General features: G+C 68.7%; 11 protein-coding genes and 1 tRNA gene. 6 read left to right on the forward strand and 6 right to left on the reverse strand.

Going from position 1 to position 12515, the window contains the following annotated elements:
- Positions 1-34: 34 nt before the first annotated feature.
- The 4 genes from ydiJ (at position 35) to IAE24_RS04075 (ending at position 4843) form a co-directional block, all read left to right on the forward strand.
- Positions 35-3088, forward strand: a complete 3054-nt coding sequence (ydiJ, locus tag IAE24_RS04060) for a D-2-hydroxyglutarate dehydrogenase YdiJ (protein WP_199959791.1) — start codon at positions 35-37, stop codon at positions 3086-3088.
- Between the two features lie 108 nt (positions 3089-3196).
- A tRNA-Pro gene (locus IAE24_RS04065) sits at positions 3197-3273 on the forward strand.
- Positions 3274-3539: 266 nt separating this feature from the next.
- Positions 3540-3890, forward strand: a complete 351-nt coding sequence (locus IAE24_RS04070) for a single-stranded DNA-binding protein (RefSeq protein WP_012206405.1) — start codon at positions 3540-3542, stop codon at positions 3888-3890.
- 134 nt (positions 3891-4024) lie between these two features.
- Positions 4025-4843, forward strand: a complete 819-nt coding sequence (locus IAE24_RS04075) for a MetQ/NlpA family ABC transporter substrate-binding protein (RefSeq protein ID WP_012206404.1) — start codon at positions 4025-4027, stop codon at positions 4841-4843.
- A 188-nt stretch (positions 4844-5031) separates the two neighbouring features.
- Here the strand turns inward: IAE24_RS04075 and IAE24_RS04080 are convergent, their stop codons facing one another.
- The 6 genes from IAE24_RS04080 to IAE24_RS04105 form a co-directional block, all read right to left on the reverse strand.
- A complete protein-coding gene (locus IAE24_RS04080; protein WP_199959790.1) occupies positions 5032-5757 on the reverse strand; it encodes a nitroreductase in 726 nt (241 codons plus the stop codon).
- Positions 5758-5761: 4 nt separating this feature from the next.
- Positions 5762-6961, reverse strand: a complete 1200-nt coding sequence (locus tag IAE24_RS04085; RefSeq protein WP_199959788.1) for a thiolase family protein — start codon at positions 6959-6961, stop codon at positions 5762-5764.
- Complete coding sequence (locus IAE24_RS04090) at positions 6958-8472, reverse strand: AMP-binding protein (RefSeq protein WP_199959786.1); 1515 nt, start codon at positions 8470-8472, stop codon at positions 6958-6960. Before IAE24_RS04090 ends, IAE24_RS04085 begins: the two co-directional genes overlap by 4 nt.
- On the reverse strand, positions 8465-9058 hold the full coding sequence (locus IAE24_RS04095; RefSeq protein WP_013801685.1) for a biotin transporter BioY: 594 nt from the start codon (positions 9056-9058) through the stop codon (positions 8465-8467). Before IAE24_RS04095 ends, IAE24_RS04090 begins: the two co-directional genes overlap by 8 nt.
- A 70-nt stretch (positions 9059-9128) precedes the next feature.
- The gene (locus IAE24_RS04100) at positions 9129-9722 is read right to left on the reverse strand and encodes an energy-coupling factor transporter transmembrane component T family protein (protein ID WP_043820550.1); all 594 of its coding nucleotides are present in this window, start codon (positions 9720-9722) and stop codon (positions 9129-9131) included.
- 17 nt (positions 9723-9739) lie between these two features.
- A complete protein-coding gene (locus tag IAE24_RS04105) occupies positions 9740-10480 on the reverse strand; it encodes an energy-coupling factor ABC transporter ATP-binding protein (RefSeq protein ID WP_199959784.1) in 741 nt (246 codons plus the stop codon).
- A 386-nt stretch (positions 10481-10866) separates the two neighbouring features.
- On the opposite strand from IAE24_RS04105, the gene IAE24_RS04110 reads away from it, so the two are divergent.
- Positions 10867-11748, forward strand: a complete 882-nt coding sequence (locus IAE24_RS04110; protein WP_034395395.1) for a methionine ABC transporter ATP-binding protein — start codon at positions 10867-10869, stop codon at positions 11746-11748.
- A gap of 51 nt (positions 11749-11799) precedes the next feature.
- On the forward strand, positions 11800-12465 hold the full coding sequence (locus tag IAE24_RS04115) for a methionine ABC transporter permease (protein WP_012206396.1): 666 nt from the start codon (positions 11800-11802) through the stop codon (positions 12463-12465).
- Positions 12466-12515: the final 50 nt, after the last annotated feature.

Genomic DNA, 12515 nt, shown 5'->3' on the forward strand with positions numbered 1-12515 from the left:
ATCGCCTGCAACAAAACTCCCCACCTTGCCCTCCATGTCGATTGCCCCACTGCCCCACGCCGGCGCCCCCGTGCCTGCCCAATACCTTGAGTTTCTTGAAGCACTGAAGGCCGCCGGCTTCGAGGGCGACGTGGACACGGACCATGCCAGCCGCACCGTGCTGGCCACGGACAACTCCATCTACCAGCGCATGCCGCAGGCGGCCATCTACCCGCGTCACGCCGAGGATGTGGCCAGGGCGGCGCAGGTGCTGGCGCGGCCTGAGTTCCGCGATGTGGTGCTGACACCGCGCGGCGGCGGCACGGGCACGAACGGGCAGTCGCTCACGCATGGCGTGACCATGGACTTGTCGCGGCACATGAACGGCATCCTCGAAATCAATGCCGAGCAGCGCTGGGTGCGCGTGCAGGCCGGCGTGGTCAAGGACCAGCTCAACGCCGCGCTCAAGCCATACGGGCTGTTCTTTGCCCCCGAGCTGTCCACCTCCAACCGCGCCACCATCGGCGGCATGATCAACACCGATGCCAGCGGGCAGGGCAGCTGCACCTATGGCAAGACGCGCGACCACGTGCTGGCGCTGGACTTCGTGCTGCTGGGCGGCGAGCGCCTGCACAGCGCGCCGCTGGATGCCGAGGCGCTGGAGCGCATGTGCGCCGATTCGGGGCGCATCGGCAAGGTGCACCGCACGGCGCGGCGCATCAGCGAGGACCAGGCGGAGTTGATCGAGGCGCGGTTTCCCAAGCTCAACCGCTGCCTCACCGGCTATGACCTGGCCCATCTGCGCGAAGGCGACGGGCGCTTCAACCTCAACAGCGTGCTGTGCGGCGCCGAAGGCTCGCTGGGCTTCGTGGTGGAGGCGAAGCTCAACGTGCTGCCCATTCCCCGCTACTCGGTCCTGGTCAACGTGCGCTATGCGGGCTTCATGGATGCGCTGCGCGATGCGCGCGCGCTGATGGCGCACCGGCCGCTGTCCATTGAGACGGTGGATTCCAAGGTGCTGTTGCTGGCCATGAAGGACTTCGTCTGGAGCAGCGTGGCCGAGTACTTCCCGCAGGACGGGCAGCGCCCCACGCTGGGCATCAACCTGGTGGAATTCAGCGGCGACGATCCGCAGGAGGTCGATGGCCGCGTGCAGGCCTTCCTCGCCCACCTGGGCGCGGATACTTCCGTGGAGCGGCTGGGCCACACGCTGGCGGCCGGCAATGCGGCGGTGCACCGCGTCTATGCCATGCGCAAGCGCGCCGTGGGCCTGCTGGGCAACGTGGCGGGCGAGGCACGGCCCCAGCCCTTTGTCGAAGACACGGCAGTGCCGCCCGAGAACCTGCCCGAGTTCATTGCCGAGTTCCGCGCGCTGCTGGACAGCCACGGCCTGCAGTACGGCATGTTCGGCCACGTCGATGCCGGCGTGCTGCATGTGCGCCCCATCCTGGACATGAAGAACCCCGTGGACGCCGCCCTGGTGCGCCCCATCTCCGACGCGGTGGCCGAACTCACGCAGCGCCATGGCGGCCTGCTGTGGGGCGAGCACGGCAAGGGCCTGCGCTCCGAATATGTGCCGGCCTTCTTCGGCGAGCTGTACCCCTCGCTGCAGCAGCTCAAGGCCGCCTTCGACCCGCACAACCAGCTCAACCCCGGCAAGATCGCCACGCCGCCGGCCAGCAAGACCTTGCTGCTCAAGGTGGACGGCGTCACCACGCGCGGCGAGCTGGACCGGCAGATCGACGAGCGCGTATGGCAAAGCTATGGCGCGGCCATGCACTGCAACGGCAATGGCGCCTGCTACAACTTCGATCCGGACGACGCCATGTGCCCTTCCTGGAAGGCCACGCGCCAGCGCGTGCATTCGCCCAAGGGCCGGGCCTCGCTGATGCGCGAATGGCTGCGCCTGCAGGGGCAGGCCGGCGTGAACGTGCTGGAGGTCGCGCAGCGGCCCCAGCCCTTCCTGTCCAGCCTGGCCGCGCGCTGGCGCAACAGCCGCGCGGCGCGCCGCGGCGAGGCCGATTTCTCTCACGAGGTCTATGACGCCATGGCCGGCTGCCTGGCCTGCAAGTCCTGCGCCGGGCAGTGTCCCGTCAAGGTCAACGTGCCCGAATTCCGCTCGCGCTTTCTGGAGCTCTACCACCGCCGCTACCTGCGGCCCGTGCGCGACTACCTGATCGGCTCGCTGGAGTTCACCATGCCGTGGCTGGCGCGCATGCCCGGGCTCTACAACGGGGTGATGGGCTCGCCATGGATGCGCGATGTGCTCAGCCGTCGCATCGGCATGGTCGATGGCCCGCTGCTGAGCCGGCTGGACCTGGCAGCCACCTTGCGGCAATGGAAGGTGCGCGCGGCCGATGCCCAGGCGCTGGCTGCGCTCACGCCCGAGCAGCGCGCACGCAGCGTGGTCATCGTGCAGGACAGCTTTACCCGCTACTTCGAGACCGGCCAGCTGCAGGTGCTGATCGAGCTGGCGGCGCGCCTGGGATTCCAGGTCTGGCTGGCGCCGCTGCTGCCCAATGGCAAGCCGCTGCATGTGCAGGGATTCATGGGCGCCTTTGCCAAGGCGGCCATCCGCAATGCCGCGCAGCTGGCGCAACTGGCGCAGTCCGGGGTTGCGCTGGTGGGGCTGGATCCGGCCATGACGCTGGCCTATCGGCAGGAATACCTCAAGGTGCCGGGCATGGGCGAGGTGCCGAAGGTCGCGCTGCCCCAGGAGTGGCTGCTGCAGGTGCTGCCCGAGGCAGTGACCAGCGTGGCCAGCGTGGCCTACCGGCTGCTGCCGCACTGCACTGAAAAGACCAATGCGCCCGACAGCGGAAAGCAGTGGACGCAGCTTTTCGAGCGACGGGGGCTGCGCCTGAGCGTGGAGGCCACGGGCTGCTGCGGCATGTCGGGCACCTACGGGCATGAGGCGCGCAACCTCGAAACCTCCAAGACCATCTATGCCCAGTCATGGGAGAAACAGATCGAGAGCAAGCAGAACCTGGGCGAGCCGCTGGCCACCGGCTACTCCTGCCGCAGCCAGGTCAAGCGACTGTCTGCACGGCAGGTGCGCCATCCGTTGGAGGCCTTGCTGGACCACGTGCGCGCCACGCATCAGGGGTGAGAAGATGCGGGGGGCTGATCGTCGCCATTTCAGGAATTTGCAGACATTTTTGAAAAATCTCTGCGTTTTCCCTGAAGGCCTGTTTTTAGTCCCTATAATTCAATGCTTCGGCGTGTAGCGCAGCCTGGTAGCGCACTTGCATGGGGTGCAAGGGGTCGCGAGTTCGAATCCCGCCACGCCGACCAAAACGCAAAGCTCCTGACGGAAACGTCAGGAGCTTTTTGCTTTGTACGTTTGTTTTTTTGCGCGTTCGATTTTGCGCGCGATGGCGCCTTGCGGCGAAGAGCAAGGGCAAGGGCAAGGGCAAGGGCAAGGGCAAGGGCAAGGGCAAGGGCAAGTGCAGCTTCGCCAGGCAGGTCCATCACGGATGGCGAGGGCAGCCAGCGCATGAAAAGTCCATGCACCGCGAAGATGCGCGTCCCGGTCTGGGCACGTAAAACCTGCACCTACAATGGCGTCTTTTGTAACTGACGATTTCTTCCTGGTCTCGCACATGATGGATGGACTGATTACCGGCAGACTCACCGGTACGCCCGAACACCGCAGCGACCGCAATCGGCGCCCCTTCATGGTGGCCCGCGTGCGTTCCGAGGCATCCGATGGCACCTCCATCCCGGTCAACGTGGTTGCATTCGATGCCCAGGCCTGCGAGGTGCTGCGCAATCTGATCGAAGGCGATGCCGTGGCGCTGCGTGGCAGCTTCACGCCCAAGGTCTGGATAGACCGGCAGGAGCAACCCCATCCCGTACTGGATGTCGTGGCCCACCAGGTGATGGCAACGCCCGAGTTCCAGGACCGCTGACGCCCGCGCCGCGGCGCCGGTTGTGAGCTACTGAAAAAACTGTCTAGCCGCAGTGTGCCGGGACGGCCGCCGCGCGCTGTGTTGGCGCTACAGTGTGCGCCTGTGTTTTTGACAGGTTACAAGGAACCGCATCCATGCCCACCAAGCGCCATTTCCTCCGCCGCACGCTCACGGCCGCCGCGATTGCCAGCACCGCCGCCATGACCCTGCTGGCCATGCCCGCGCAGGCGCAGGACAAGCCCATCAAGGTCGGCGTCACGGCCGGCCCGCACGCCCAGATCATGGAACAGGTCAAGAAGGTCGCCGAGAAGAACGGCCTGAAGATCCAGATCGTGGAATTCGGCGACTACGTGCAGCCCAATGCCGCGCTGTCTGCCGGTGACCTGGACGCCAACAGCTACCAGCACCGCCCCTACCTCGACGCCCAGGTGCGCGACCGCGGCTACAAGATCGGCTGGGTGGCCGACACGGTGAATTTCCCCATCGGCATCTATTCCAAGAAGATCAAGCAGCTGGCCGACCTGCCCCAGGGCGCCAAGTTCGGCATCCCCAACGATCCCACCAACGGTGGCCGCGTGCTGCTGCTGCTGCAGGCCCAGGGCCTGATCAAGCTCAAGGAAAGCGCAGGCCTGAAGGCCACGCCGCTGGACGTGGTCTCCAACCCCAAGAAGCTGCGCTTCGTGGAGCTGGACGCAGCCCAGCTGCCACGCTCGCTGGATGACCTGGACGCCTCGGCCATCAACACCAACTTCGCGATCTCGGCGGGCCTGAACCCCAAGACCGATGCCATTGCGCAGGAAAACGCCAAGAACCCCTATGTGAACATCCTGGTCGCGCGCGATGCCGACAAGGGCAAGCCTTGGGTGGCGCAGCTGATCAAGGCCTACCACTCCGATGAAGTGCGCCAGTTCATCGATGTGCAGTTCAAGGGATCGGTGATTCCTGCGTTCTGAAGAACGCACCCCCTGAGGCGCTGACGCGCCTTCCCCCTCTCTACCCGCTTCGCGGGGGGAGGGGGACGACACCCTCGGTGCGGGGCTGCCCTTCCTCGGTGTCCCCGAGTTGGGCCTTGGTGGTGCCATCGCCATGACCCGTACTAGTGGGCGCGAGCTCGCAAAGCTGCCGATTTCGGCAGCTTTTTTTATTCTCCCAGCACTCTGAAGTATTCGCCCAGCGGTGCGCGGGTGGTCTGGGTGCGGTTGACGGGGGCGGCCTCGTCGGGCCAGCCCAGGGCCAGGCCGCAGACGATGTGCTCACCGGGCGGCAGGTCGAGCACGCGGCGCACGGTGTCGGGGTAGGAGGCCAGGGCGCCGATGGCGCAGCTGCCCAGGCCCTGGGCGGCTGCGGCCATTTGCAGGCCGTACAGGGTCATGCCCAGGTCCATGTAGCCGCCTGCGCCGAAGCGGGCGTCAATGCTCACGACCAGGGCAACGGGCGCATCGAAGAAGCGGTAGTTGCGGCCGAATTGGGCGTCGCGCCCTGCGCGGTCCTCGCGGGCCACGCCCAGGGCGCTGTACAGGGCCTGGGCCGACGCCACCTGGCGCTTGCGCAGCGCCATGGGCATGGGGCGGGGGAAGTAGCCGTAGTCCTCGCGCTCAGGTGCTCCGCCTTGCCAGTCGGCCAGCAGCGCCTGTGTGAGTGCGCCGCGCAGGCTGCCGCGCACCTGGATGAACTGGCCGGGCTGCAGGTTGCCGCCGCTGGGCGCGCGGCGGGCCGAGTGCAGCAACTGGTGCAGCAGCGCGTCCGGCACGGGATCGGGCCGGTAGGCGCGCACGGAGCGGCGCGCGTGCACCAGGGCCTCATGCGCATCGCCAAACGGAAGGGTGTCGGACGGTGGGTTGGCGGACATGGGAAATGCGGAGTCCATGGATTCAAAGCGCCTGCACCAGGCAGGCCGCGCCTATGCCGCCCGCCCCTGCAATGGCGGCCAGGCCCAGGGCCGGTCTGTGGGCTGCTGGCGTGCGGTGCAGGTCGCAGAGCATGCGCACCAGCGCAACCGCGCCCGATGCACCTATGGGATGGCCGCGCGCCAGGCCACCGCCGCCAGCGTTGAGCTGCTGCAGCGGCAGGCCCAGGGTTTCGGCAAAGGCCAGGGCCTGCACGGCGAAGGCATCGTGCAGCTCCACAGCCTGGAGCTCTGCCGCAGTCAGGCAAGGCAGCTGCAGCGCTGCGGCTCCACGCTCCAGCACCTGCTGGGCCGCCAGTGCGGCGGCGACCAGCGGTGTTTCCGGCGCATGGCCCAGCGAGGCACTGGCAATCCATCGGGCGCGTGGCTGCAGGCCCAGGCGTGCGCAAGCCTGCGGCGTGGCCAGCAGCACCAGGGCTGCGCCATCGGCCTTGGGCGAGATGGTGGGTGTGCTCAGCGCATGGCGCTGGCGTGCATGGGCGTCAACGACGCCATCCGCTTCGGCCACCACGGGCATGCGGGCAACGCGGGCCGGGTTCAAGGCGCGCGGATAGGCGTCGTGGTCCAGCCCCGCCATGGGCACGATCTCTTGGGCCAGCCGGTCGCGGTGCGCGAGCGCCAGCGCGTGGCTGTGGATGGCATGGGCCTCCTGAACGGCGCGGGTGATGCCATGGGCCAGCGCGTGGTCGGCGGCCGATTGCAGCAGGTCCGGGTCGCGTGCGGGGTCGGGAGCGAAGGCGGGGCGGTCATAGGTGACGGGCAACTCGCCTGCATGGCGCGGGCGTGTCTGGCGGATGGGGGCACGGCTCCAGGCCTCGGCACCACCGGCCACCACGATATCGGCCTGGCCCGACAGCAGCAGGCCTGCGGCCAGGGCCACGCTGTCCAGGCCCGAGCAGCACTGGGTATCCACGCTGTGGGCCGCGCAGCGCTCCGGCAGGCCCGCAGCCAGGGCCAGCATGCGGGCCGGGTTGCCGCCTGCGCCCAGGGCGTTGCCTAAGACCACGGCATCCACGGCCCGGGCAGGCAGGCCGGCCCGGGCCAGCAGGGCCTGGAGCACGGGCGCGCCCAGTTCGTGCGCGGCAAGTTCGCGCAGCGCACCGCCCACGGGGGCGACGGGGCTGCGAGCCCAGGCCAGGATGACGGGGGCGTCTTGCGGGTTCATGGCAGGGGCAGCAGCGCGGGTTCGCCGGGCAGTGCCCGGCCAGTGTCCGTGTCCGTGGCGGTGGCAGTGGCCGCCAGCGCGCGCGCCAGCCGGCCGTGGTCGGTCTTGCCGCTGGCGGTCTGCGGCCAGTCGGTGCAGCTCCACCATTGGCGCGGCAGCTTGTAGCTTTCCAGCCGCTCGCGCAGCCAGGCCGCCAGCGCCTGTGCGGAGCCTGCGGGCGCGGCGCCGTGCCATTGCACGACGGCGTGCACCTGCATGCCGCGCAGGGCGTCGGGCAGGCCTTGGATGGAGACCTGGGCCACGCCCGGGTGCGCGGCCAGCAGGGTCTCGACTTCCTCGGGGAACAGGTTCTTGCCCTGGGTGACGAGCATGCGGCTCTGGCGTCCGGCCAGGCACAGCTGGCCGCCGGCATCGATATGGCCCATGTCGCGCACGGACAGCCATTCGCCATCGCGCAGCGCGGCCGTGCCATCGCGCGCCTCGCCCACATAGTCCATGAACAGCATGGGGCTGCGCATGTAGATCAGGCCGTCCTCGCCCGGCTGCAGGGGCTGGTCGCCGGGCTGCTGCGTGGCGGGGCGGATCTGCAACTGCACATTGCTGAAGGGCCGGCCCACGGCCTGGGGCGGGGCCTGTTCGTCGGCCTCCATCCAGGCGATGAAGCTGGCCTCCGAGGCGCCGTAGAACTCGATGATGCGTGCGCGCGGAAACAGCGCGCGCAGGGCCGGGGTCTGGGCGCGCATCCAGCGCGCGCCGCTGATCATGATCAGTTCCACCTCGGGGATGGGCGCCAGCGCGCGGTGTGAGGCCCATTGCAGCATCAGCAGCAACTGGCTGGGCACGGCGACCAGGCAGGGGGCTTCGCCGCGCGCCAGCGAGGCCAGGCAGCGCGCTGCCGAGAACCGCTCCTGCACCACGGCGCCTTCGCCGCACCACAGGCCCTGCATCACGCCGAACAGGAACAGCGAATGCGAGATGCGCCCGGGCGCCATGGTGCGCTGCGCGGCCACGGGGCCGAAGTCCTGCAGGCAGACGCGAAAGCTCTCTGTCCACGAACGGTGGTGGCGCATGAAGCCCTTGGGCAGGCCGGTGCTGCCCGAGGTGAAGCCGGTGTAGAAGGCGCCGGTGGCCGTGGCCTCGGCCAGTGGGCTGGGCGCGGTGGGCAGCCAGCCTTCGATGCGCTGGCGCACGGCCTCGGGCCAATCGGGGTCGGCCACGGCGGCGCAGCGGCCGCTGTGCAGGATGGCGAGGAATTCGACGATGGCATCCACGGTGCTGGCGCTGCCGCCCGTGTCCAGCAGCAGCATCTCTGGCGCCTGGCCGGCCACCAGCGCGGCCGAGCGCTGCAGCACGGCGGCATGCAGCGCGGCAAAGCTCCATTGGCCCGCCTCGCTTTGCAGCGCCATCGCATCGGGGTGTTGCCGGGCCCAATGCTCCAGCGGGCCATGGACCAGGGTCCACGGGTGCTGCAGCGGCGCGGCCAGCGGGTGGGGCGCGAGCGGCTCAACCATGCTGGCGGCCTCCGAACGGCCAATCCGGCATGCCGCGCGCCACCGTGTGCACCACCAGGGCGCACAGCACGCACTTGATCAGATCGCCGGGCACGAACAGCAAGGTGGCCATGAAGGCCTGCGACAGGCTGAGCTTGGCCATCAGCATGAGGCCCAGCACGCCAAAGGCATGCAGGGCCACCAGTCCGCCCAGCGCCGAGGCTGCAAAGGCGCTGAACGCCGCGCGCCGGGGCGAGCCCTGGGGCAGCGCACGCATGACCAGGCCGGCAATGCAGGCCGCCAGCGGGTAGCCCAGCAGGTAGCCGGCCGAGGGCGCCATGAAGACGGCAATGCCGCCGCGCCCGCCCGACAGCAGGGGCAGGCCCACGGCCACGGCCGCGAGGAACAGCAGCATGGACTGCATGCCGCGCCAGGGGCCGAGCATCACGCCGGCCAGCATCACGCCCAGCGACTGGATGGTGATGGGCACGCCCAGCGGCAGGTCGATCTTGGGAATCAGGCCCATGACCGCCATCAGCGCCGCAAACAGCGAGACCTGGGCCATGGAGCGCGCGGAGGCGCGTGAGACGGTGGAGGGGGCGGTCATGGACGGTTCTCGGAAGGTTCTCGCAAGGCTTTTGCGTATGGATCGGTCGGGAAATGGGGCAGGGCAGGCCTCAGCGGCCCAGGCGCGCCCACAGCGCGTCGGACACGCGGCGCGTGGCCTGCAGCATGTGGATGGTCAGCGGCGCAATCAGGCGCAGGCCGCCCGCGCGGCCCGTGCGCAGCCGGTGGGCATCGTCCATGCGCTTCCACTGCACAAAGAAATGCTCGGTGAAACGCAGCATCAATGCCAGCTGCAGGGCCACCTGTTCGGGGGAGATGCCGATGCGCTCCAGCGGCGCCAGCAGCCGCTCCAGCACATCGACCAGATCGCTGGGGCGTGTGCTCACGGTCAGCGCCATGCCCAGCGTGGAGGCGCAGACCAGGCGCAGCGCGCTGGCGGCGGCCAGGGCGTAGTGCTGCATCCACACATGGAAGGCCGCGACCAGCAAGGCGGCCACGGTGACCGACAGCATGAGCCGCCGTGCGCCCTCGGTGGCGCGTCCCAGCGACAGCCACAGCAGGCCGCAGGCGGCGCCGGCCAGGGCCAGCAGCCACGGTGAATCGATGAGGAACAGGCCCGTTCCCAGCAGCGCCATGAGCAGCAGCTTGCGGCCCGCGCTCCAGGCATGGAGCCAACTGGTGTATTCGCTGTAGAGACTTCCCATGGCGGCCGGCTCCTGCGTCAGTCCTGCGCTTGCAGCCGGCGGGCCACGTCGGCTTCATAGGCCGCGCAGACCGCGTGGCCGGGGCCGTCTGCGCGCACTTGGCCGCGCTCCAGCCAGAGCACGCGGCCAAAGCTGCGCACGTGGTCCAGCACGTGGGTGGAGACCAGGATCTGCTGGTCGGCGGCCGCGATGTCCCGGGCCAGCCGCGCCTGGCCCGGCAGGTCCAGGCTGGCGAAGGGCTCGTCCAGCAGCAGCACGCGCGGCGCGGCAATGAGCAGGGCCAGCCAGCACACCTGCTGGCGCTGGCCCTGGCTGAGTCCGGCCACGGCGCGCGGTGCCCAGTCGGCCAGGCCGCGGCTGGCCAGCAGGGCACGGGCGCGCTCCGTGGCCTCGCGCCGCGAGATGCCCGAAGGGCGCAGACCCAGGGCCAGCTCTTCCTCCACGGTGGGGAAGATGATCTGGTCGTCGGGGTTCTGGAACATCAGCCCGACCTGGCCCGGGCGCTGTGCACGGGCTTCGTGCAGTTCGGTGCCGTCCAGCAGCACGCGCCCGGCCTCGGGCGCATCCAGGCCGCACAGCAGGCGGAACAGGCTGGTCTTGCCGGCGCCGTTGTCGCCGATGAGGCCCACGCGCGGCTCGTCCAGCCGCAGGTCGAGGCCGTCAAAGACTGTTGTGATGCCGCGCCGCAGGCGCACGGCTTCCACGCGCAGGCTGGCGGTGCTGGCAGGGCGGTCGGCAGTTCGGGAGGATTCGGGCATGGCAAAGGAAAGCGGGCACTTACCTGTAATGCACGCAACCGCAAGGGATCTTGCCGTTGTACAGGCCTGTCGGGGGCGGATTCTAGCAATGCCGTCCAGGCCGTACATCAAGGCTTGAAAGACGGCAATCGATATAAGCACCGTATTTTTTATTCTTTTGTTTGAACAACGTTTTGCAACACACTCGTTAGAACACTAATGACGGCAGATCCTGGGGATTCGCCTGTGCTTGGCGACGACGCAAGACAACGCATGCCCATCGGCTTGCAACTGCGTCCAACTGCGCAGCACAGGGCCCGGAAATTGCGCGCCATTGCCTGGAGATGGCGGTGCAAAGGCTGCCGTTGCCGATCCCAGGACCGTTTTCACTGCCGAACCGAGACTCCATGACCGTCCAGACCGCCCATTTGGCCCCGGAAAACGCGCTGATCCGCCTGCGCGACCTGCAAAAGAAATTTGTAACAGCCGATGGCAAGCACTTCGATGCCGTGCGTTCGGTATCGCTGGACATCGGCCAGGGCACGGTCTTCGGCCTGATCGGCAAGAGCGGCGCGGGCAAGTCCACGCTGCTGCGCCTGATCAACCTGCTCGAGCGTCCCGACAGCGGCGAGGTGGTGGTGGCAGGCCAGCGCCTGACCGACCTGGGCCGCCGCGCGTTGCGCGAGGCGCGCCAGAACATCGGCATGATCTTTCAGCAGTTCAACCTGCTGCAGAACGCCACCGTGTTCGAGAACGTGGCCTTTCCGCTGCGCATCCACGGTGGCCATTCGCGTGCCCAGATCGAGCAGCGCGTGCGCGAGTGCCTGGACATCGTGGGCCTGACCGACAAGGCGGCCAGCCATCCTGCCCAGCTGTCGGGAGGCCAGAAGCAGCGCGTGGCGATTGCGCGCGCCCTGGCTCCGCGCCCGCAGGTGCTGCTGTGCGACGAGCCCACCTCGGCGCTGGACAGCGAGACCACGCGCTCCATCCTGGCTACGCTGGCCGACATCAACAGCCGCCTGGGCGTGACCATCGTCATCGTCACGCACGAGCTGGCCGTGGTCGATGCGCTGTGCAGCGAGGTGGCCATCATCGAGCAGGGCCAGGTGGCAGAACGCTTCACGCTGCCCGCCCTGCCGCAGGGCCGTGCCTACGAGGCGCCGCAGCGCGCCACGCTGCTGGGCAGCGAACTCGAGGCCCTGCGCGTGGAGCGCGCCGACAAGGCCCTGCGCGAGCGCGGCGCCACCCGCCCCGTAGTGCTGCGCGCCGTGGGTGGCTCCGAGCACTGATGGGGTCTTCGCCCCTTCCCGTTTTTCCCTTCTTTTCGATTCCGCATTCCCATGTCTGAAAACATCGTCGAAATCCTGCCCGAGCTGTGGCTGGCCATGGGCCAGACCCTTTTGATGCTGGGCATCGGCCTGTCGGCCGCCGTGCTCATCGGCGGCCCGCTGGGCGTGCTGCTGTTCCTGCTGGGCCCCGGCCAGTCGCTGGACAACCGCCCGGCCTTCGCCGTGCTGAACTGGACGGTCAACACCGTGCGGTCCTTCCCCTTCATCATCTTGCTGGTCGCGCTGGTGCCCTTCACGCGCTGGCTGGCCGGCACCTCCATCGGCCCGCTGGCTGCGGCCGTGCCACTGTCCGTGGCGGCCATTCCCTACCTGGCACGCCTGGTGGACCAGTGCCTGCGCGATGTGCCGCGCGGCGTGATCGAGGCCGCGCACGCCATGGGCGCCTCGGAGCTGCAGATCGTCTGGCGCGTGCTCATCGTCGAGGCGCGTTCGGGCCTGGTGCTGGCGCTGACCGTGCTGGCCGTGAGCTTTCTGTCGTACTCGGCCATTGCTGGCGTGGTGGGCGGCGGCGGCATTGGCGATCTGGCCATCCGCTACGGCTACTACCGCTTCCAGACCGATGTGATGGTGCTCACCGTGACCATCCTCGTGGCCATGGTCCAGGTCATCCAGTTCGTGGGCAACACGGCGGCCCGCCGCCTGGACAAGCGCGGCTGAGCGCGCTGTCCAGACCCGCTTTCTTCTTTCTTCCCGCTCTCTCCCAAAAA

It is taken from the genome of Delftia sp. S65 (genome assembly GCF_016516495.1).
Classification (GTDB): Bacteria; Pseudomonadota; Gammaproteobacteria; order Burkholderiales; family Burkholderiaceae_C; genus Comamonas; species Comamonas acidovorans.